Annotated in this window: 21 protein-coding genes; 7 read left to right on the forward strand and 14 right to left on the reverse strand. The window is 67.8% G+C overall.

Annotated features, from left to right (window positions below; all coding sequences use genetic code 11):
- Positions 1 to 48 precede the first annotated feature (48 nt).
- From OK17_RS03000 to OK17_RS03020, 5 genes are all read right to left on the reverse strand, one after another.
- Positions 49 to 1,668: a flavin-containing monooxygenase gene (locus OK17_RS03000; protein WP_232716511.1), complete on the reverse strand. Its 1,620-nt coding sequence runs from the start codon at positions 1,666 to 1,668 to the stop codon at positions 49 to 51.
- Positions 1,665 to 2,576: a VOC family protein gene (locus OK17_RS03005; protein WP_461416629.1), complete on the reverse strand. Its 912-nt coding sequence runs from the start codon at positions 2,574 to 2,576 to the stop codon at positions 1,665 to 1,667. The genes OK17_RS03000 and OK17_RS03005 overlap by 4 nt, the downstream gene beginning before the upstream one ends.
- Positions 2,577 to 2,593: 17 nt before the next feature.
- Positions 2,594 to 3,778, reverse strand: a complete 1,185-nt coding sequence (locus OK17_RS03010) for an acyl-CoA dehydrogenase family protein (protein ID WP_461416630.1) — start codon at positions 3,776 to 3,778, stop codon at positions 2,594 to 2,596.
- A gap of 53 nt (positions 3,779 to 3,831) precedes the next feature.
- On the reverse strand, positions 3,832 to 5,037 hold the full coding sequence (locus OK17_RS03015; RefSeq protein ID WP_461416631.1) for a Rieske 2Fe-2S domain-containing protein: 1,206 nt from the start codon (positions 5,035 to 5,037) through the stop codon (positions 3,832 to 3,834).
- Between the two features lie 126 nt (positions 5,038 to 5,163).
- Entirely contained in the window at positions 5,164 to 6,183 is a 1,020-nt protein-coding gene (locus tag OK17_RS03020; RefSeq protein WP_461416632.1) for a 2Fe-2S iron-sulfur cluster-binding protein, read from the reverse strand.
- A gap of 292 nt (positions 6,184 to 6,475) precedes the next feature.
- On the opposite strand from OK17_RS03020, the gene OK17_RS03025 reads away from it, so the two are divergent.
- Positions 6,476 to 7,273 (forward strand): IclR family transcriptional regulator, encoded by a 798-nt coding sequence (locus tag OK17_RS03025; RefSeq protein WP_006865424.1) that lies wholly within the window; start codon positions 6,476 to 6,478, stop codon positions 7,271 to 7,273.
- Positions 7,274 to 7,280: 7 nt separating this feature from the next.
- Here OK17_RS03025 and OK17_RS03030 read toward each other — a convergent pair whose 3' ends face one another.
- The 3 genes from OK17_RS03030 to OK17_RS03040 form a co-directional block, all read right to left on the reverse strand.
- Positions 7,281 to 8,858, reverse strand: a complete 1,578-nt coding sequence (locus tag OK17_RS03030; protein WP_461416633.1) for an FAD-dependent oxidoreductase — start codon at positions 8,856 to 8,858, stop codon at positions 7,281 to 7,283.
- 105 nt (positions 8,859 to 8,963) lie between these two features.
- A complete protein-coding gene (locus OK17_RS03035) occupies positions 8,964 to 9,383 on the reverse strand; it encodes a VOC family protein (RefSeq protein ID WP_232716498.1) in 420 nt (139 codons plus the stop codon).
- Positions 9,380 to 10,138: an SDR family NAD(P)-dependent oxidoreductase gene (locus tag OK17_RS03040; protein WP_232716497.1), complete on the reverse strand. Its 759-nt coding sequence runs from the start codon at positions 10,136 to 10,138 to the stop codon at positions 9,380 to 9,382. Before OK17_RS03040 ends, OK17_RS03035 begins: the two co-directional genes overlap by 4 nt.
- Positions 10,139 to 10,290: 152 nt before the next feature.
- Between OK17_RS03040 and OK17_RS03045 the strand changes: the two genes are divergently transcribed.
- From OK17_RS03045 to OK17_RS03070, 6 genes are read left to right on the forward strand one after another with little or no spacing between them, the layout of a single operon-like run.
- Positions 10,291 to 11,103: an enoyl-CoA hydratase-related protein gene (locus tag OK17_RS03045; RefSeq protein WP_005194372.1), complete on the forward strand. Its 813-nt coding sequence runs from the start codon at positions 10,291 to 10,293 to the stop codon at positions 11,101 to 11,103.
- Positions 11,100 to 12,266, forward strand: coding sequence for an acyl-CoA dehydrogenase family protein (locus OK17_RS03050; RefSeq protein WP_232716496.1), 1,167 nt, complete (start codon positions 11,100 to 11,102; stop codon positions 12,264 to 12,266). The genes OK17_RS03045 and OK17_RS03050 overlap by 4 nt, the downstream gene beginning before the upstream one ends.
- The gene (locus OK17_RS03055) at positions 12,263 to 13,357 is read left to right on the forward strand and encodes an acyl-CoA dehydrogenase family protein (RefSeq protein ID WP_461416634.1); all 1,095 of its coding nucleotides are present in this window, start codon (positions 12,263 to 12,265) and stop codon (positions 13,355 to 13,357) included. Before OK17_RS03050 ends, OK17_RS03055 begins: the two co-directional genes overlap by 4 nt.
- Positions 13,354 to 14,619, forward strand: coding sequence for a CaiB/BaiF CoA transferase family protein (locus tag OK17_RS03060; protein ID WP_232716492.1), 1,266 nt, complete (start codon positions 13,354 to 13,356; stop codon positions 14,617 to 14,619). Before OK17_RS03055 ends, OK17_RS03060 begins: the two co-directional genes overlap by 4 nt.
- Positions 14,620 to 14,629: 10 nt before the next feature.
- Entirely contained in the window at positions 14,630 to 15,307 is a 678-nt protein-coding gene (locus OK17_RS03065; protein WP_461416635.1) for a GntR family transcriptional regulator, read from the forward strand.
- Positions 15,304 to 16,263, forward strand: coding sequence for an alpha/beta hydrolase (locus OK17_RS03070; RefSeq protein ID WP_232716489.1), 960 nt, complete (start codon positions 15,304 to 15,306; stop codon positions 16,261 to 16,263). The genes OK17_RS03065 and OK17_RS03070 overlap by 4 nt, the downstream gene beginning before the upstream one ends.
- 9 nt (positions 16,264 to 16,272) lie before the next feature.
- Here the strand turns inward: OK17_RS03070 and OK17_RS03075 are convergent, their stop codons facing one another.
- From OK17_RS03075 to OK17_RS03100, 6 genes are all read right to left on the reverse strand, one after another.
- Positions 16,273 to 17,544, reverse strand: coding sequence for an NAD(P)/FAD-dependent oxidoreductase (locus OK17_RS03075; protein WP_005194382.1), 1,272 nt, complete (start codon positions 17,542 to 17,544; stop codon positions 16,273 to 16,275).
- 1 nt (position 17,545) lies between these two features.
- Positions 17,546 to 17,863, reverse strand: a complete 318-nt coding sequence (locus OK17_RS03080; protein WP_005194384.1) for a 2Fe-2S iron-sulfur cluster-binding protein — start codon at positions 17,861 to 17,863, stop codon at positions 17,546 to 17,548.
- 9 nt (positions 17,864 to 17,872) lie between these two features.
- Positions 17,873 to 19,123, reverse strand: a complete 1,251-nt coding sequence (locus OK17_RS03085; protein WP_461416636.1) for a cytochrome P450 — start codon at positions 19,121 to 19,123, stop codon at positions 17,873 to 17,875.
- Between the two features lie 37 nt (positions 19,124 to 19,160).
- Positions 19,161 to 20,066 (reverse strand): SDR family NAD(P)-dependent oxidoreductase, encoded by a 906-nt coding sequence (locus OK17_RS03090; RefSeq protein ID WP_005194388.1) that lies wholly within the window; start codon positions 20,064 to 20,066, stop codon positions 19,161 to 19,163.
- Between the two features lie 44 nt (positions 20,067 to 20,110).
- Entirely contained in the window at positions 20,111 to 21,058 is a 948-nt protein-coding gene (locus OK17_RS03095; protein ID WP_461416637.1) for an SMP-30/gluconolactonase/LRE family protein, read from the reverse strand.
- A gap of 172 nt (positions 21,059 to 21,230) precedes the next feature.
- On the reverse strand, positions 21,231 to 21,774 hold a 544-nt coding region (locus OK17_RS03100; protein ID WP_461416638.1), incomplete at its 5' end, for a nuclear transport factor 2 family protein.

Raw genomic sequence — 21,774 nt, forward strand, 5'->3', positions numbered from 1 at the left:
ATCCGTCGGTTTCCATCCGTCTGGATGGTGTGGGATCGCGTCATCGGGTCAGGAGATCTCGAAGCCCTTGTAACCGGCCTCGGCCACCTCGGCGCACACGTTCGCGTAGTTCCCGAACCCGCCGATGTACGGCATGAAGACCCGGGGTTTGCCCTCGATGTTGGCGCCCATGTACCACGAGTTCGCCGAGGGGAAGAGGGTGCCGGCCGCCTTGGCCGAGCACTCGGCGACCCAGCTGTCGACCGCGTCGCTCTCCGCCTCGATGGCCGCCGAATTGTGTTCGTCGAGATGACGGATGGCATCGGCGACCCAGTCCACATGCTGTTCGGCACCGAGAACCATGTTGGCCAGGACACTCGGGCTCCCCGGTCCGGTGAGGATGAACATGTTGGGGAAGCCGTGCACCGCCAGGCCGAGGTAGGTGCGGGGCCCCGCGGCCCACTCCTCGGTGAGAGTGCGTTCGCCACGTCCGCGGATGCCGATGCGGGACAACGATCCGGTCATCGCGTCGAACCCGGTCGCGAAGATCAGCATGTCGAGGTCGAAGTTCTCCCCCGAGGTCCGGACCCCGGTCCGGGTGATCTCCTCGATCGGGGTCTCGCGCAGGTTGACCAGGGTCACGTTGCTGCGGTTGAAGGTCTCGAAATAACCGCTGTCGGTGACGATCCGCTTGGTGCCGATCGGGTGATCCGTCGGGATCAGGATGTCGGCGACGGCCGGGTCCCGGACGATCTCCCGGATGCGCGCCTCGACGTATTCACGCGCGGTGTCGTTGGCCGCGAGGTTGGTGGTCTGGTCGGGGAACGCCTTGGCGAACAGGTAGCCACCGCGTTGCCACCACTCGTCGTAGACGCGGGTACGTTCCGCCTCGTCCACCTCGAGTGCACCCTTGGGGTACGGCGCGTTCGGGGTCCCTCCCCCGCTCATCCGGGAGAGCCGGCGGCGTTCGGCGTAATTGGCCTTGACCTCGGCGATGACCTCCTCGGAGAGCGGCCGGTTACCCGCGGGGATGGAGTAGTTGGGACTGCGCTGGAACACCACGAGGTGTTCGGCGATCTCGGCGATCACCGGGATCGACTGGATTCCCGACGACCCGGTACCGATGACACCCACACGCTTGCCGGCGAAATCGACGTCGTGATGCGGCCATTCGCCGGTGTGGTAGGTCTCGCCGGCGAACAGATCACGGCCGGGGATGTCGGGTTTGTTGGTCGCGGAGAGCACACCGGTCGCCATGATCAGGAACCGCGCGGTCACGGTGGAGCCGGTGTCGGTGCTCACCGCCCACTGCGCGAGTTCCTCGTCGTAGGTGGCCGCGGTGACCCGCGTGAGGAAGTCGAAGGCAGATCTGAGGTCGAACCGGTCCGCGACATGACGCAGGTAGGCGAGGATCTCCGCCTGCGTCGCGAAACGCTCGGTCCAGGTCCATTCCTGTTGCAGGTCTTCGTCGAACGAGTACGAGTAGTCGATGCTCTCCACATCGCACCGCGCCCCGGGGTACCGATTGTGGTACCAGGTTCCGCCGACGTCCGCGGCGGACTCGAAACCGTGCACGTCAAGGCCGTCGCCGCGGAGCTTGTGGACGGCGTAGAGGCCGGAGATGCCCGCGCCGATGACGATCACGTCGTGATCGGTCGTCCGCGCGCCCTGCGTGTCTGAGATGGTCACGATGCTGACTCCTTGGCCTGCCGGGCCCACATCCACTCGTGGCCCCAATAACTGTCGGCGGTGATTTCTTCTGCGGTGTAGTGCGTTTCGTCGACCAGCACCCCGCCGGTGCCGTACTCGATGTCCCAACCGCCCGGTACCCGGACGTAGAACGAGACCATCTTGTCGTTGGTGTGCCTGCCGAGGGTCGAGGAGACCGGGAAGTCGCGGGCCATGACCTGGTCGTAGGCCCGGCCGACGGCGTCGAGCTCGTCGACCTCGACCATCACGTGGATGAGTCCGGGATCACGCCCTTCGAGCGCCGGCATGATGGCGAGACTGTGGTGCCGCTGGTTGATCCCGAGGAAGCGGATCCTCGACGGCGGCATCCCGGGTGGCGTGGGCATCCGGAACGCCCCGCGCGGCAGGAATCCCAGTGTCGCCGTGTAGAACACGTAGGATTCGTCGAAGTTGGTCGTCGGCATCACGACGTGCCCGAGCCCCTGGGGGCCGGTGACGAACTTCTGTCCGTACCTGGTGAGAACCGGGCTGTGGTCGAGCACCGGGCCGTGGAAGATCTCGAGCGGCGTTCCGCCGGGATCCTTCAGGCTGATGCCGCCCTCGATCCGGCGGTGGTCACACAGGTCCTGGTCCATCTCCGAGTACGGGGTGCCGGCCTCGTCGAGCACTTGCCGGAGTTCGGCGAGTGCGAGGTGGTCGCGCACCTCCCAGCCGACTGCCGTGACCCGGTCGGCATTGCCGCGTTCCACGGTGATCCGAGCTGCGCGCTCGTCCATCCGGAAGTGGAGCGCATCCTTTTCGGGTCCGGTCCCCGGCGCGAATCCGAGTACCTCGAAACCCAACTCGCGCCACCGATCGATGTCGGTGGCCATCACCCGTACGTAGCCGAGCGCTGCGATCAGACCCATCGTCGTGATCCCCCGGCTCAGATCATCACCCGCAGGGGACCTGCGGGGACCTCGACACCCAGGGATGCCAGCGCGGCGGCGTGATAGGTGGTGCTGGTGACATGGATCGCGTGGTGCAGTCCGGCGTGCGCGTCCCGCCAGAACCGCTGCAATGGATTGTCCATCCGCAGCGCGTTGCCGCCGGACCGATCGAAGATCTCGTCGGCCGCGCGGACTGCGCGCCAGGCGGCGCGGATCTGGTTGCGCCGCGAGGCGGCCCGCATCTCGAAGTCGATCTCGGTGCCGGCGTCCACGAGGTCGTAGATGCGGTCGACGTTGCCCAAGAGCTGTTGCCGTGCGGCGTCGATCTCGGCAGCGGCCTCACCGAGGGCGTGCAGGACATAGGGGTCGTCCTTGATCGCGCCACCCGTGGCGGCCACCCGATCGCGCTGATAGGCGATCCCCGCTGCCAGCACTCCTTCGCAGATACCGATCGTCGCCGAGGTGATCCCCAGCGGGAACATCGTCGACCACGGCATCTTGTACAGCGTCTCGGTGACGCCGTACTCCTTCGCCGCGGTGCCGTCGATGACGTCACCGGAGCGCATCACGCGATGTGCCGGGATGAAGGCGTCCTCGACGATGATGTCCTTGCTGCCGGTTCCCCGGAGCCCCACCACATCCCAGGAGTCCTCGACGATCTGGTAGTCCGACCGCGGCAGGATGACATGCAGTCCGACCGGCGGCATCAGCGGTTTGCCGTCCGAGTCACCGGTGAAGGCGCCGAGGAAGATCCAGTCGCAATGGTCGGTGCCGGAGGAGAACTGCCACCGCCCCGTCATCCGGTAACCGCCCTCGACGGGTGTCGCGACACCACCGGGCATGTAGGGCGACGCCTGCCAGGTGTCCGAATCGCCGCCGAGCACTTCGTCCTGGACCCGGGGGTCGGCGAAGGCCAGCTGCCACGGGTGGACGCCGACGATCCCGCCGATCCAGCCGGCCGATCCGTAGATTCCCGCCGTCCCCATCACGGTTTCGGCGAACTCCCTCGGGTGCGCCTCATACCCGTCATAGGTCTTGCGCTGGAGCAGTCGGATGATGCCGGACTGCTTGAGTCCCTTCGCGACATCGTCGGACAGGCGTCCGAGCTTCTCGGACGCCTCCGCACCCGCGCGCAGTTCGTCGGCCATGTCCATGACCTTGTCGAGCACTTCGTGGCTCATAGGTGTTCTCCTCAGAAGTGAGCGCCGGCGGCACTCGGTGTTGTCGATGGGGGTCAGGACACGGATTGGCCGGCGGCCTCGCGGTTCGGTGTCGAGGCCGGGTTCTGCGCCAGAGCGCTTCGGCCGGCGGCGAGGTTCTCGTCGACCTCGGCCTGCCAACTCTTCAGGGCGCGTTCGGTGTCGATCTGGTACTCGAACCGGTTGACCATCTCCGGCGCGATGTCCTCGACGTCGACGTAGAACTGCTCGTACCAGCGCCGGAGCTGGTAGACAGGCCCGTCTTCCTCGCACAGCAGGGGATTGTCGATGCGCGACTTGTTCTTCCAGATCTGCACGTCCTGTTCGAAGCCGATGGCGACTCCCTTGGCCACGGCCTGTGCGATCTGGTTCGCCTGCTCGTCGGCCATCCCCGCGGGCTTCTCGACGAGCACGCCGTACTGCAGCCGGAACGATGTCGGCGAGATCGGATAGTGGCAGTTGACCAGGTAGATGTTCGGGTCGCCGTCGTGATCACGGCCGCCGCTCCAGAGCTTGTCGATCATGTACGAGGGTCCGAAATACGATGCGTCGGACTGGCTCTCGGTGCTGTAGTTGGTGCTCTGGCTCACCCCGGCCGCATCCGCGCGGGGTCGCGACCGCATGACCTGACTGGCGATGTGCCCCTCGAAGACGTTCTTGAAGTAGGTCGGCATGCCGTAGTGCACGTAGAAGAAGTGCGCCATGTCGACGACGTTGTCGACGATCTCGCGGCAGTGCGATCCGGTCACGTCGATCGAGTTCCACACCCAGTCGGTCCAGCCCTCGTCGCCGTAGGTCGGGATCTCCGGGATGGCGAGCTCGGGGGGCGGAACCGATCCCTGCGGGTCGTGCCAGACGAACAGCTGGCCACTCACCACCGTGGACGTCCAGGCCCGTGTTCGCGCAATGGGCGGAACCCTTTTCGCGTACGGGATACCCGCGCACTTGCCGTCGCCGCGCCAACGCCAGTCGTGGAAGGGGCAGGCGATCGTGTTGCCCTTGACGGTTCCGAGCGCCAGGTTGCCGCCCATGTGCCGGCAGAAGGCGTCGAGCACGTTCAGCGTGCCGTCCTCGCCGGCGAAGACCACGAGTTCGGTACCGAAAGCGGCCACCTGGTGCGGAGCTCCGTCGGCGAAATCGCGAACCAGTCCGAGGCAGTGCCATCCCCGGGCGTAACGCTGTGGCGGCGCACCGGTGTCGATGTCCCTGACTTCGCCGCTCGGTTCGATGGTCGTACTCACAACGCCTCCTGATCGGATGATCGCGACCGTGCCACTCGTCGCGGTGTCCTCAGCTTGGCAAGCAGGGCGGTCGGTGTGACGTGGGTCTCCCATCGAGTGGGAGGGCTTTTCGGCACCACCGCGAGTTCAGTACTCGATCGTGATCTTCTCGCCCACCGGCTCGGCCTGACAGGCCAGGATGTACCCCTCGGCGATCTCGTCGTCGGACAGGATCTCGTTGTGCGCCAATCGAACCTCGCCCGCGGTGAGACTGCAGACGCATGCGCTGCACGCCCCTTCCCGGCAGGAGAACGGCGCGTCGAGACCTGCTTCCAGCAGCGCGTCGAGTAGCTTCTTCCGGCCCCTCCAGGGCACCACGTGCGACTCGCCGTCGAGGTGGACCTCGACCGAACAACCCGGATCGTCGTCGTCCTCGGGCGCCTCCTCCCCGACGGGGCCGACGGCGTCGAAGGGGTTGCCCTGCAACGAGACGAACCGCTCCGCATGAACCCGACCACGCTCGACACCCAGGGCCTCACACACAGAGGCGACGAGGTCCATCAGCGGCGGCGGTCCACACACGTAGACCTGCCGGTCGAGGTATGGCTGCAGCAGAGCGGACAGGCCCGCACCGGTCGGCCGCCCCTGGACGGAGTCGAGCAGGTGGACGACGCTGAACCGGGTGCCGTGGCGATCTGCCAGTTCACGCAGCTCCTCGGCGAAGACCACCGACCGCTCGTCGCGGTTGGCGTAGATCAGCGCGACGTCTCCGGAACCCGCGACGAGGATCGACTTCGCGATCGAGATCACCGGGGTGATGCCGCTCCCTCCGGCGATGAGCACGACGGACTCGTCGAGCGACTTGGGGCCGAACGTACCCGCCGGCGGGAGAACCTCGAGTTCATCCCCCGACGCGATCGTGTCGCAGACCCAGTTGGAGCCGTGACCGCCGTCCACGCGTTTGACCGTGACCTTGAGGGTCGTGTCCACGTGCGGCGAACTCGCGAGCGAATAGCATCGCGCTCCCCCTCGCCCCTGGTCGGGCACCCGGATGGTCAAGAACTGGCCCGCGGAGTAGCCGAACGCCGCGGTGTCCTCGGGTGCGGGTTCGACCAGCAACGACCTGGTGTCGTGCGTCTCGTCGACGACACCGACGACCCTGACCATCCGGCCGGGCCGATCGTTCCGACCGTCAATCCTGTCCCAGATCATGGTGCCCACCCATCCGATGTGTCATGTACCGTTTCGACGTCCGATCGAGTGACCCAGGCCACTCGAAGCGCCGAACAGACGGGAATCATACGAATCGGCGCCCCCGATTCCGGCGGTCGTTCCGCTGGACGGGAAGCCCGTCGGCGGAGGCCGTCCGCCGGGGCGAAGATGGGCAACCGGACCCAGCACCCCGTGGTGAGAGCCACAACATGCGGGGTACTGTGACGGGCATCACGGAGGAGGAGCGGTGAGGACGACACAGACGAGCGACGGACCCATCTCGGTCGTGGATCGGATCTCGGCGGTACTCGAGGCGTTCAACGGATCGGCCCCGATGACACTGGCGCAGGTCACTGCGCGCACCAAACTACCCCGATCCTCCGTGCATCGGCTGCTCGAGCAGCTCGCCAGTGCCGGCTGGCTGGCCCGGTCACCGGAACAGACCTACGAGCTCGGGGTGAAGGCCTACGAGATGGGCCAGGCCGCGCTCAACCAGAATCGTCTGCTCCGAGCCGCACGGCCGGTGATGCACGCATTCGCCCAGCGGACGGGTTACACGATCCAGTTGGGCGTCGTCGACGGCGGTGACACCGTCTACCTCGCGAAGGTGAACGGGCGGCTCAGCGGCCCGACACCCACCGCGGTGGGCCAGCGGGTTCCCGCCCATCTGACCGCCCTCGGCAAGGTCATCATCGCGTACGCGGAGGTGGCCCCGCGGCAATCTCCTCGGGGTCTGCACAAGCTCGACGACGGCACGCTCGTCAAGCAGACCGCCCTGTCGATCACGAGCCCCGCCCAGTTCGACGCCGAGCTGGCCCAGATCCGGGACCGCGGTGCAGCTTTCGACCGCGGTGAGGCCTTCCCCGGCGTCGCCTGCGTGGGCGTCTCGATCGGACCGCACGATCACATCTACGGCAATCTCGCCGGCCTCTCGGTCTGCGCTCCGGTGGGCGCGGTCGATCTCCGAAAGCTCATGGGGCCGGCCCGTATCGTGGCCGGCGAGATCTGGGAACGTTGCGTCGCAGCAGATCTCACCGACCACTGAGGACCCTCTACGTGGTGGTACCCGGGGCGCCGGCCAGATGGGCCGCCATGTCGGCGACGGCACGGTAGGCGAACACCATCCCCGATCCGAGTGGCGTACCGGGCCCCGGATATACCTCACCCGAGACCGAGGCCGAGGAGTTCCCCGCCGCGTACAGACCACGGATCACGCTGCCGTCTGCTCGACACACCGCGCCCTCGGTGGAGATGACCGCACCACCTTTCGTGCCGAGGTCACCCAGCACCAGGCGGACCGCGTGGAATCGCGAACCGTCGAGGGACGGCAGGCACTGTGCGGCGTCCTGCGCTCCGACGAAGAACCGGCCGTAGGGATCTTCTCCGCGCGCGAAATCCTCGTCCCGGCCCGCTGCGGCGAAACCGTTGTACCGATCGATTGTCGCCGTGAGCTTCTCGACGTCGAGGCCGGTGGCCGCCGCGAGCTCTCCCACGGTCGAGGCGGTGTGCCACAGGCCCGCCGCGGTCATCGCGGCGCGCTCCGGCGCGGGCACACAGATCGCCGGGAGTTCGTCGCCGAACCGGTTGTCGAAGACGAACCAGAACACCTCGCCGGCCCCGTCGCGCATCCGCTGCAACATCGCCCGGCCCATCTGGTCGTAGGGCAACATCTCATTGGCGAACCGCTGCCCCGCCGAATCGACGATGATCCCCGCCCGGACCCCGAGGGTGAACGCGGCGCGGCCATTCGGGAACAGGGTGGCGGGACACCACCAGGACTGGTCGAGCAGGTCCACCTGCGCCCCCACCTCCGAGAGCATCCGCAACGCGTCACCGCTGCCGGTGTCCGGATGCGACGCCGACCAGTCCGCGGTCGGCATCTGCTGGTGAACGCGCCGCAGTTCGGCGTTGCGCTCGTAACCACCTGCGGCAACGATGATCCCGGCCCGGGCCCGGATCGTCCGTCTGTGTGCGCCGGCGCTGACCTCGAGCCCGATGACGTCCCCCGCGTCGTCGACGATCAGACGCTCCGCCGCCGTGCCGAGATGCAGGTCGGCACGGCCCGACTCGTCGAGCGCCAGCACCATCCGGGCTATCCAGGCCTGACCACCGTCGAGTTCCGAGCGGTCGACCTCCATGCCGAACTGATCGGCGGGGACCGGCGGTCGGATGTCCCGCAGGCGGTTGCCCAGCTCGCCGGCCGAGATGGAGGCGGCGAAGATGCTCCGGCCGAAGTCCTTGCGACCGGGGGCAGCGTAGTAATCCGGGAAAGGGCGGTGCTCCAGGGGGATCCCGGCCTCGTCCTCCAGGAACCGCGCCACCTCCGGGCCGGTCTCCAGGAACGTCCGCTGCAGAGCCTCGGAGGTGCGGTCGCCCACAAGTGACCGGAAGTAGGTCAACCCGTTCTCGACGGAGTCGTCGACACCCTGCCGTTCCAGCACATGGTTGCCCGGAAGCCACACGCTCCCACCGGAATATGCCGACGTCCCGCCGAAGTACGAGCTCTTCTCCACCACGCACACCGACAGCCCGCGCTTCACCGCGGCAAGCGCACCGGCGAGCGCGGCGCCACCCGAGCCGATCACGACGACGTCGTAACTGCTGTCCCACTGCTGATCATCCACGGCCATCAGGCGCCACACCCCTGCTCGGAATCATCGCCGATCGCGCATCGATCGGCGCCACACGACGAGACGCTAGTCGCGGCGGCCGCAACCCACGTGGGGGTCTCCCGCTCAGAGGGAACCGTTCCGGGAGACCAGCTCCAGGCGGTGGCCGTCGGGGTCGGCGAGGACCCCGATCGCCATCCCGTAGGAGGCGTGCTCGACCACCGGGGACACTTCGGTCCCGCCGCAGTCGACCCCGCGTCGCAGGGTGGCCGCCGCGTCGGCGACGTTCAGGACCAGCTTGTCGAACATGTTCCCGTGATCGGGATTCTCCTCCCCCGCGGCACCTTTCGGGCGGATCAGCTCGATCCCCGCCGTGCCGGCGCGCAAGATGACCGCATCGAATGCCGGAGTGGCGAATTCACGCTCGACGACGAATCCCAACCCGCGAGCGTAGAAATCGGTCGATCCGCGCAGGTCGGACACCCGAACCGCGGCGAGCGACAAGACGACCCCCGTCTCGTTCGGGGCCGCTGGTCCCGCGTTCATCGGGTTTGGGACCCGCCGTTGAAATCGAGCGTCTGGCCGGTCATCCCGCCGGCCTCGTGCGAGGCGAGGTACGCGCAGAAGGCACCGACCTCGATGGGATCCCCCAGCCTCCCGATCGGGATCTGGGTGAGGATTCGTTCGATCATCTCCGGAGGCATCTTGTCCTCGAGATTCTTCTGATGGCCCAGTGCCACGATGTTCGCGGTGACCCCGTACTGGCCGGTCTCGGCTGCCAGGTGCCGGATGAATCCCTCGATCCCGCTCTTGCCCGTGGCGTACATCGTCTGGTTGATGTTCTGGCCGGTGCGTGCCGAGCCGGAGGAGATCTGCACGATGCGTCCCCAACCGTTGTCGCACATCCCGTCCAGGACGACTTTGATGCAGTTCATGGCGCCGAAGATGTTGAGGTCGATCGGCGCGCGCCACTCCTCCGGGGCGAGGTCACGGAAGGGCTTGATGACCCGCCCCTCGGCCACACCGGCGTTGTTCACGAGGATGTCGACGTGCCCGCCGAGTTCGGCCTCGGCCACCCGCACGGCCTCCGCGGTCGCGTCGAAGTCGGTGACGTCGAAGGCGGCGGCGATCCCGCGATTGCCCTCCTCGGCGATGGCCGCGGCGACCTTCTCGGCCCGGTCGGCGTGCAGGTCGTTCACGATCACCGAAGCGCCCTGGCGTGCCAGCACTTTCGCGATCCCCTCACCGACGCTCTGTCCGGCACCACTGACCAATGCGATATGTCCGGTCAAATTGAACAAGGAAATCTCCTTCGAAGAATGGAATCGGCCAGAGGGTCTCGCGGCGGTGCGCGGAGACGACGATCGGCTCGTGCAGTCAGTTCACCGCAGTCGCTCCGGCAAGTCAATGATTTTGGATCGCTTTTTGAATCCAATCAGCTACGCTCCCCTGCATGACGTCCGACACAGCTCCCATTGCGCAGCCTTCCGACGACGAAGCAGCGTCGATCATCACGTCGTTCACCGACGGCGTCGCCCGGCTGACCCTGAACAATCCGCGTCGCAAGAACGCCATCACCCTCGACATGGCCGCCGCCATCGAGCAGTTCTGCGACCAGGTCGCCGCCGACGACAGCATCGGCGCCGTCGTCGTCGACGCCGCGGGCACCTACTTCTGCAGCGGTGCCGACACCCGCATCCTCGCAGCCGCCTCCGCCGATCCCGCCTCGCCGGAGTCGGTCGTGCAGTTGTCCGCGGTCTACAAGGCCTTCATGCGCGTGGGTTCGCTCCCCGTGCCGACCGTCGGCGTGGTGGTCGGCGGCGCGGTGGGCGCCGGCCTCAACCTGGCACTCGCCGTCGACCTGCTCATCGCCACCCCGGATGCCAAGCTGGACAGCGGTTTCCTCGCCCGCGGCATCCACCCGGGAGGCGGACACATCACGCTGCTGAACCGGGCGATGGGACGGGCGAACACCATCGCGCTCGCCGCATGCGGTCAGTCACTCACCGGCGAACAGGCCGTCGAACGCGGTCTGGCCTACGCCGCCGCCCCGATCGAGGACATCCCCGCGATCGTGGAGGGACTCACCGCACCCGCCGCACGCGATCCCGAGTTGACCCGCCGCGTCATGTCCAGCGTCCGACTCGAGCTCGGTCCGCCCGCGGTCACCTGGGACTCGGCGGTCGAGATCGAGCGCGGCACCCAGATGTGGTCGATGGCCCGCAAGGGGCAGAATTGGTCGTCGCGCGGACCCGGCCGGTCATGACCGCACTCCACGAGACCCGCGGCTCGTCGGTCGGGGTCGACGACGCCGCCCTGGAGGCTCTGCGGACCGAGGTCCGCGAGTTCCTCCGCGACGAGATCGCCCGCGGCGCATTCGCTCCCGACGTCGACAGCTGGATGACCGGCTTCGACCCCGCGTTCAGTCGACGACTGGGCGAACGCGGATGGCTCGGCATGACGATGCCGACCGAGTACGGCGGCCGGGGACGCACCCCCGTCGAACGATTCGTCATCACCGAGGAACTCCTCGCCCACGGCGCTCCGGTCGCCGCACACTGGATCGCCGACCGGCAGATGGCCCCGGGCATCCTCGCCAACGGCACCGAGGAGCAGAAGCGCCGCTACCTTCCCGGGATCGCCTCGGGTGAGATCTATTTCGCGATCGGGATGTCCGAACCGGATGCCGGTTCGGATCTCGCGAGCGTCCGCACCCGGGCGAGGGACACCGGTGACACCTGGACCATCAGCGGCACCAAGGTCTGGACCACCGGCGCCCACATCTCCCACGCGATGGTCCTGCTCGCACGCACCGACGGCACCCCGGAGGACCGGCAGCAGGGCCTGTCCCAGATCCTCGTCGACCTGTCCCATCCGGACATCGAGGTACGCCCGCTGCGGAGCATCGACGGCCAGGCCCACTTCAACGAGGTGGTCTTCCATGATGCCGTCGTCGACAAGTCGGCGCTGCTCGGCCGCCGGGGCAACGGGTGGCAACAGGTGATGAGCGAGTTGGCCTTCGAACGTTCCGGCCCCGAGCGTTACCTCAGCACACTGCCGCTGTTGCGGGCGTGGGCGGATCATCTCCGCGGGACCGGGGCGACCCCCGAGCAGCGCCGGACCCTCGGCACCCTCACCGCGCAGGCCTGGGCGCTACGACAGATGTCCCTACGCGTGGCGGCCGAACTGTCCGCCGGCGACAAACCGGATGTGCTGGCCGCCATGGTCAAAGACCTGGGCTCGACGTTCGAGGGCGAACTCGTCGACGCTGTACGCAGCGCGTCGGGCGTCGTCGCACGCCGGAGCGGAGGCACCCCGCTGGAGCGCCTCCTCGGCCAAAGTGTCTTGCACACACCTGCTTTCACCCTCCGGGGCGGAACCAACGAGATCTTGCGCGGCATCGTGGCGCGGGGAATGGGGATTCGATGAGCGACCTGGCCGCCGAACTCGTCGCGGCGACGACCTCGATTCTGGACCGGGTTCCCGTGGGCGCCGAGACACCGCCGACGAGCATCGACACGGAACTGTGGACAGCTCTCGCGGACTCAGGTTTCACCGATCTCGATGTTCCCGATGACGCCGACGGGCAGGGGGCCGATCTCGAGGACGCGCTCGCCGTGCTGTCCACGGTGACCGCGGCCGGGGCGATCACCCCGTACGTCGAGCATGCGCTCCTGGCCTCATGGCTCGCCGGCGCAGTAGGCCATCCGCTGGAGGGGATCACCGCGACGATCGCGGTCGCCGATGCCGTGGACTCGCGGCTCGATCGCACTGCCGACGGCGCGAATCGCCTGATACTCAACGGGATCGTCAGCGACGTCGTCCACGCGACGTCCGCCGACTCGGTGGTCGTACTCGTACCCGGCTCCGACGGACCGCTGGTGGCGATCGTCGACCTCCGTGGCCCCGGGGTGAACGTCGCAGACGGCACGGACCTGCTCGGGGTGTCGTTCGGCGACATCCGATTCGACAAGGCGGTGGCCGACTTCGACGCCGATTCCCCGTTCGAGGCCGCCGATGTCCGGTTGCGAGGCGCGCTGGCGTATTCGACGGCACTGGCCGCAGCCGCACGCACCGTCCACGACCTGACCGTGCAGTACGCCTCGGAACGCATCCAGTTCGGCCGACCGCTCGCCAAGTTCCAGGCCATCCAACAGCGACTCGCGGTGATGGCCGCCCGAACCACCATGATGGAGACCGCGACACGAGTCGCCGCCGAGGCCACCTCGCGCGATCCGGGCGGCGCCCGGGCCGCGGTGGCCGCGGCGAAGGTGGTGACGTCGGCATACGCCGACGAGGTGGCCGCGGCCGGACACCAGATCCACGGTGCGATCGGCTTCACCGCAGAGCACCGCCTCGGCCGGTCGACGACGGCGCTCTGGACATGGCGCGACCGACACGGGACCGAAGCCGAATGGGCCGATGTGCTCGCCGAGCAGGTGCTCGACGGCGGCGCCGACCCGTGGGACATCATCACCGGGACCGAAGCGCCGGAAGCCTCGCCGGAGAGTGCCCGATGAGCACGGATCTCGTGGGTGACGAGAAGACCGGGGTCGATCCCCGGGCAGCGTGGCGTGCCGCCGAGTCGGCCATCGACCACGGAATCCTCAGCGGCCTGCGGGTTCTCGATCTGAGCCGGGTCCTGGCCGGGCCCTACACGGCGCAGATCCTGGCCGATCACGGTGCCGAGGTGATCAAGGTCGAGGCGCCCGCGGGTGACGAGACCCGAGGGTGGGGACCTCCGTTCGAGGACGAGGGCGCCACGAGCGCCTACTACCAGAGCCTCAACCACAGCAAGGAGAACATCTGCCTCGACCTCCGCACCGACGCGGGACGGGAGGTCCTCGCCGATCTCCTGGCCGGTGCCGACATCGTGATCGAGAACTTCAAGGCCGGCACGATGGCGCGGTGGGGTTTCGACTACGACACCGTTCTCGCCGAGCGACACCCGCGGATGATCTATTGCCGTATCACCGGTTTCGGCGTCGACGGACCGATGGGCGGGCTACCCGGATACGACGCGGTCCTCCAGTCGTTCGGCGGTCTGATGAGCGTGAACGGTTACCCCGATGGGAATCCGCTGCGCGTGGGCATCCCCATCGTGGACATCGTCGCCGCCAACATGGCGGTGAGCGGCATACTCTTGGCGCTGTACGAGCGGGATCGGAGCGGCCGCGGGCAACTGGTGGACATGACACTGCTCGATTCGGTGATCTCCATCCTGCATCCGCATGCCGCGAACTGGGTCTCCGGCGGTGCGGTACCGCAGCGCACCGGCGACTTCCACCCGACCGTGGTGCCCTACCAGGTCTTCTCCGCTCGAGACGGCGACTTCTTCGTCAGCGCGGCCAACGACCGTCAGTTCCGTTCGCTCGTCGAGGTTCTCGGGGTGCCCGGACTCGCCGACGACCCGCGGTTCGTGCACAACGGCGAGCGGTCGCAGCATCGCGTCGAGTTGGCCGCCCTCCTGGGCGAACGTATCGCGCAGTGGGACCGCGACGATCTCGCGGAACGGCTCGAGCGCGCGGGAGTCCCGGCGAGCCCGGTCAACAACGTCGCGGAGGCTCTGACCTCCCCGCAGGTCCGGCATCGCGGGTTGTTCCTCGACACCGACGAGTATCGCGGCGTCGGTGTCCCGATCTCGTTGAGCAGGTCGACTCACCGCTCGCCCCGCCCGGCGGTACGTCGCGGCGAGCACACCGAGGAAGTCCTCGCCGCCCTGGGCTACGACCCGAGCCGGTTGGCCGAGCTCCGGTCGTCGGGCGTGTTCGGCGACGGGTAGGAAGGACACCATGGGACGCAACACGACCGCGCCATCCGAACCCGCACAGTCGCGGTCGGTCAGACGTGTCGTCGCCGAGATCGAGCGCATGATGGCGACCGGTGAGCTACTTCCGGGACAGCCGATCCGACAGGAGTGGATGGCCGAGCGTCTGGGTGTCAGCCGACTCCCCATCCGGGAGGCCCTGCGCGAGTTGACCGCTCAGGGGTTGGTGGCCCACCGGCAGAATGTCGGGTACACCGTCGTGCGGTTGGACCAGGACGAGTTCGACCAGATATACCTCATGCGTTCGGCTCTGGAGCGCGAGGTCCTCGGTCGGCTCCCCCGGTTCGACGCCGCGGCACTCGACGAGATGCACGTCATCGCCACGCGGATCACCGAGGCCGCAGACCGCGGTGACATCGTCACGATGCGCACCGAGAACCAGATCTTCCACTTCGCGATGTTCGAGCGCTCCGGGCTTCACCTGGTGGTCGCCGAACTGCGCCGGCTCTGGAAACTCGCCATGCCCTATCACGCTGCGTACCTGTACGACCCGGCCGGACGACAACGTGTGTGCGGGGAACACAAAGAGATGATCGACGCCCTGGCCGAGGGTGACAACGCCCGCCTCATCGAGCTGATGGACGAGCACCGGCGCGGCGGCGAGGCCAACACCGGGATGATCCTGGGTGGTGGCCGGCCGTGACATCACCGTGGGATCCCGACCTGGCGGCCATCGTCGACCGGATGGCCGCTGCCGGCGCCAAGTCGGTTCGCCAACAAGGCGTGGCCGGCATCCGGAAAAGTCTGGAATCGATCGTGCGCCCACCCGGCCCGGACATGTTCTCGGTCACCGACGCGGTCGCCGAGGGCCACGGCGCCCCGGTCCCGGTCCGGATCTATCGTCCGCATGCCGCTCCGAAGACCGGTGCGGCAGCGCTGGTCTGGTATCACGGCGGCGGGATGATCATGGGGTCGCTGAACTCCTTCGACCGCCTGGCCCGCGACCTGGCCGAGGCCACCGGCGCCGTCATCGTCAACGTCGACTATCGGCTCGCGCCCGAACACACCTATCCCGCAGGAAACGACGACGCGTACGCGGCGCTCGTGTGGACCCACCGGGTCGCGGCCGACCTCGGCGTCGACCCGTCGATGATCGGCGTCGGGGGCGACAGTGCGGGAGGCGGACTCGCCGCCGCAACTGCGCTGCGCAGCCGAAACGAGCAGGGACCGGCCATCGCCCAGCAGGTTCTGTTCTATCCCGGTGTGGAGCGGCGTCGTGATCGGCCGTCGATGCGCGAATTCGGTGACAGCCCGTTCCTCACCGCCGAGGACATCGACTGGATGAAGGATCTCTACCTCGGCAGCGATTCCTCACTCGACGACGAGTACGGGACACCTGCGCTCGCCGCCGACCTCTCCGGACTCCCGCCTGCGATCATCGCGGTCGGACACGGTGATCCGCTGCGCGATGGCATCGAGGAATTCGGAGAGCGTCTCCGCGAGGCCGGTGTGCCCACCGCCCAGTTGCGCTATCCCGGTGTGGGACACGGGTTCGCGATGCAGGCGCCGTCGGTGGCGCGGGGTCGTGCGGCGCTCGCCGAGGTCGGCGCCCTGGTCGCCGCGCGCTTCCGCCATCCCGTGCCCGCGGCGAAGCACTGATCCCCACGCTCAGGCGCGGGCGGGCGCCAGCAGCTTCTTGATCGGGACGCTCTCGTCCGCGAACAGCTCCGGGGGTGGACGGTGACCGCGATTCAGTGCGGTCCGCAACGTCATGAAATCGGCCGGCGAGTTGAGGCACTCCGCGGCGACCAGCCGGCCGCCGGAGAAGTACAACGACACCTGACGGTCGGGCCGCTTCGGGTCGGTGCGGTGCACCACTTCGCTGTGGCCGCCGGACAATCCGACGATCTGGAGCTTCTGCGCCCCCTGGTCGGACCAGAACCACGGCGTGGGTCGGGTCGCCGGTTCGGCACCGAGAAGGATCGCCGCCGCCGTATTCGCCTGCTCGGTGGCATTGTCGACGGATTCCAGCCGGTAGCGCCGCCCACTCGCGGACACGTGAATCGTGCAGTCCCCGATCGCGAGTGTCCACCCGTCGGAGGCCAGACAGTTGTCGTCGACGACGATCCCACCGTCGCACTCCAGTCCGAGCATCTCCCCGAGTTCGGTCCGTGGTTCGGCACCTATCCCGACGATCACCGTCGCCGCGGGAACGACCACGCCGTCATCGAGGCGCACGCCCCGGATGCGGTCCGGGCCGCCGTCGTCGGTATCCGTGCCGGACCGGACGATCTCGACGGGCCGCCGGCCCAGCAGGACGACGGTTCCCATCGACTCGTGCGCGTTGAGAAGCGCTGCCGCGGTGTGGGTCCCGACCGCACGGGCCAGCAGACGATCGGCCGTCTCGATGACCGTCACGTCGCTACCGGCGGCACGGAGACCCGCGGCGACCTCGAGACCGATGAAGCCGCCGCCGATGACCACCGCCGGACCGGCTGTGGCCCGCTCTCGGAGCAGATCGGCGTCGTCGAGGTCGCGGAGGACGAGGACGTCGGGATGGTCGGCACCCGGCAGTGCGAGGCGACGGGCCCGAGCGCCGGTGGCGAGGACAAGTCGATCGAACCGCTCACTGCGGTCGCCGTTCTCGTCGGACAGCGCGAGCACCACACCGTCACCGGTGCGGCGCACTCCCGTCACGCGGGTGCGCCGGTACAGATCGATGCGCTGATCGTCGAAGTACGACTCCGCCCGCAACGACAGCGTCGAGGGATCGATCGCGCCCTTGAGCAACCCCTTCGAAAGCGGCGGCCGATGGTAGGGCACGTGCGGTTCGTCGGTGAACAACGCGATCCGGCCGGCGAAACCGTCCGTGCGCAGCCGGTCCGCGAGATGAACTGCGGCGTGCGACGCACCGACGACCGCGACGCTGTGTGGCGTCACCTCAGACCTGTTCATCGGGGATGGTGACGTGGAGGTCGGTGTCGGCCAGGGTGAGCTGGCACGACAGACGCGAGGTGTCCTCGCGATCCGACGACGTGCAGTCGAGCATGTCGTCCTCGTCCTCGCTGATCTCGGGGAACAGGTGAGCTTCTTCGGGATCGAGGTAGACGTGGCACGTCGCGCAGGACAGGGTGCCGCCGCACTGGCCGACGATCCCGCTGACCCCGTTCTTGACCGCGGTCGCCATCACCGAGTCGCCCGCCGTGCCGTCGATCACCTTCACCGCCCCGTCGGGCTGTGTGTAGAACACCTTGGGCATGCGGACCTCCTACCAGCTGACCGGGAGGTCGACGATCGGCTGGGTCAGGTTGTCGTTGTTGATGACCGGGTCGCCGGCGAGCTGCAGGCCGGGAAGGCGGCGGAACAGCTCGGCGATGGCGACCTGCATCTCCATCCGGGCCAGCGGAGCACCCAGGCAGTGATGCATGCCGTAACTCAGTGTCAGGTGGGGGTTGGACTGCCGGCGGATGTCGAACGCGTCGACGTGGTCGATCGCCGCCCCGTCGTGGTTGGCCGACGCCGGGTCGCCCATGATCGCCTCACCCTTGCGGACGAGCTGGCCGTCGAGTTCGACGTCCTCGGTGGCCACGAAGGGCACCAGCCCGCTGGGGCCGCCGACCTTGCCGTTCAGCTCGAAGCGCCCATGACGCAGGATCTCCTCGACCGCGGTGGGCGTCACCCCGTCGATGTCCTCGAGCAGCACTCGGAGCTGGTCGGTGTTGTGCAGGAGCGACAGGACCCCGGCGCAGATGAAGTTGGCCGTGTTGTCGAAGCCGCCGATGATGAGAACCAGTGCCACGGACAGGATCTCACCGTCGGTGAGGGTGTCGTCCTTGTCCTGCGCGTTGGTGAGGTCGCTGAGCAGGTCCTCCCGCGGATTCTTCCGGCGCTCCTCGATGAGGGCGAACATGTACATGACCAGTTCGGTCATGTTGGCGGTGGCTTCCTCCTCGGGCATGTTCGCGACCGCGAGCGTCGCCGAGCTCCACTTCTGGAACTTGGGTCGATCCTCCGGCGGCACGCCGATGAGGTTGGCCAGCATCTGGATCGGCAGCGCCACCGCGTAGTCGTCGACCAGGTTGGTCGGCGCACCCTTGGCGAGCATGTCGTCGATCAGCTTGTTGGCGAACTCGACCGCCGAATCCCGCATCGCCTTGACCCGTTTCGGCGAGATCGACTTCTGCACGAGCTTGCGCAGCTTGGTGTGCTGCGGCGGGTCCTCGAATTGCAGTGTGGTCTTGAGGAAGTCGGGGAACTCCACGAAGTAGGGCACCACCCGCTCACCGGTACGGAAGGGCTCGCGGACGAATCGGGGGTCGCCGAGCATCTCGCGTGCCACGGCATTGCGGTGGATGATCCAGGCCTCGCCGCCGTAGGGCATGGTGATCTTGGTCATCGGCCGGTCTTCGGCGATCGCCTTGTAGCGCAGGGCCGCCTCGGACGGGGACACCGGCGAGAACGGATAGACCGTGTAGGCCTCGTCCAGCTCGGCTGCGCCGGCGGTGGTTTCGGTACTCATGTCAGGACTCCAGGGCTGTGGGAACGTTCGGTGGCGGTCAGACCGGCATCTGCGCCGGGGCGACGACCTGCGGGATCGCCTCGGGCGTGATCGACATGATCTGGTCCCACTGTTCGGCGACGGTCTCGACGGTGAGGGCGGGGTCGTGGATGCCCGTGGTGTTGACCAGTGCGAGCCGGTTGACGATCCCGCCCGCGACGTTGAAGACCTCGCCGGTGACCTCACAGGACGGGTGGACGAGGAACGCCGCGACGGGAGCGACGTGCTCCGGCAGGAGCTGAGTCCGCATGTACTCCATGATCTCCGGCGACAAGGTGTCCGCGGCGGCCTCGGCCATACGGGTGCCTGCGCCCGGTGCGATCGCGTTGACCTTCACGCCGGCTTCGAGGCCCTCGAGCGCGAGATTTCGGGTCAGGCCGAACAGTGCGCCCTTCGAACCGCCGTAGTGGGCCATTCCCGGGTTGCCGAGCATCGCCTGCGAGATCGTGTTGACCACGCGGGGCGCCGGCGAGTCGAGCAGATGGGGCCACGCGGCACGGAGCAGACGCATCGGTCCGAGGAAGTGCACGTCGAGGTGGCGCTGGTACTCGGCGTCGGGCACCTCGCGGAAGGGTGCCGCCCGCACGATGCCCGCGTTGTTGATGACCGCGTCGATCCGTCCGAAGTTCGAGATCGCCGCGTCCACCAGCGCCTGCGCGCCCTCGTCGGTGGTGATGTCGGAGGCGACCGCCACCGCCTTCCCACCGGCGGCGGTGATCTCCGCGGCGACGTCGGCGGCCGGGTCACCCGCCTCGACGCCGGAGCCGTCGGTGGTCGAGCCCAGGTCGCCGACCACGACCGAGGCGCCGCGCGAGCCCAGGAGAAGGGCGTGTGCACGGCCGATGCCGCGGCCGGCGCCGGTCACGATCACGACGCGATCGGTGAAGTCGAGTTGTGCTGTCATGTTGTCGTCCTCGAATCGGTTCGAAACAGGTGGGTGGTCGGAGCTCAGGGGCGCGTCTGGCCGCCGTGGTTCTTGACGTCGGCGACCCAGATCGCGCCGAGCGCTTCACGTGCGGACTTCTCGAAGTCGAAGACCTCGTAGCCGACCGTCATGTAGAGGGTGCTGCGATCGGATCCACCGAGCAGGCAGGCCGAGGCGATCCCGCCTTCGAGCGGCATCGGCACCGCGTCCGTCAGGCCGTCCTCGGTGAAGCGTGCGACGTATCCGCCGCCGGGCATCGCCGCCCAGACGCCGCCCTCCTCGTCCAGGCCGATGCCGTCGGGCATGAACGGGCAGGTGGCGAAATCCCTTGCGTTCGACAGTGATCCGTCGGCGGCACGATCGATCACGGTGATCTTCTGCGCCATGACCTCGGCGACGTAGACCTTGGAACCGTCCGCACTGATACCGATTCCGTTGCCGCAGTTCAGCTCCGGGATACCGGCCGGCACGTGCGCGGTACCGTCGGGCTCGACGACGATCAGCGGCGAGGTGATCGGGGTCTCGCCCTGGAAGATGTCGAAACCCAGCTGGGTGATGTAGGCACGACCGTCGGCGTCGACGACCATGTCGTTGACGGCCTTGATCGCGAACCCGCTGACATCGGCGTACACGGTGAGATCGTCGATCCCGTTGCCGCCGTGGACGAGCACCTTCTGCTCGTGCATCGAGTTCACGATCAACCGACCGTCGGGCAGCCAACCGAAACCGCCCAGGGTGATCGGGACATCGGTGTCGGCCGCGCGTCCGTTCGCGTCGATGACGACGGTCGCGTTGCCCTCTGCGTCCAGGGTCTTGAGCGTCCCGGTGTACATGTCCGAGAACCAGAGCGCCCCGTCGTGCCAGCGCGGACATTCCGGCCAGGAGAACCCCGACGCGATCTTGCGGGCCTCGAATGTGGGTGCGTCCGCGGCGGCTACGGCAGCTGCGACGGCATCGACTGGAGTGGTCATCGGTGAACCTTCCGGAACGTGAGGTGCTGAGTTACGTTGTGCGACAACGTGGTGGGCGGCCAGCCAGGCTCGTCGTGAGCTGGATCACAGAGCCGCGTACAGAGGTACGTTAAGTGTTCGACGGCGGGGCGGTCGGGACCTTCCCATTCAGTGGACCACCCCGCCCGAACGGTCAGTCGGGGACGGTCTCCGGGTACACCGCGGCGAACCACGCCCGCTGTTCGTCGTCGAAGGTCCCCAGCTCCATCGCACGACGCCCCCACGCCTTGATGAGGTCCAGGAAGGTCGTCACGTCGTAGACGTCCCGCTGCTGGGAGAACTTCCCGCCACCGGCGTAGTCGAGGACGCTGATGTGCGGGGCCGCGAACCGGCTTCCGTCACCGGGATCGCTCATCACGTTGTCGAGGCGTGCGACGATCGTCCCGTTGGTCTCGTCGATGACATGCCAGTGCTCGGGAAAACTCTCGGTGTGCGAGCCGGGGAACTGCGCCAGGCTGGGTTCGGCCCACGCCCAGATGCCTTCCCTGCCCTTCAGCTCCCCGGCCATCTGCTCGTGATAGACGACGTCCTCGGTGAACAATTCGAGGAAGTCCCGCCAGCTCCCCTCCCCCGACCCCGCGCGGTTGATCGTGGTGAACCACCGCTGATACGCCTCTTCGAGTTCCTGCCTGGACCATGTGTTGTTCGCCATGGGCGGCACGTTAGGCGCGGCCACC

Source organism: Gordonia sp. GN26, assembly GCF_054823965.1.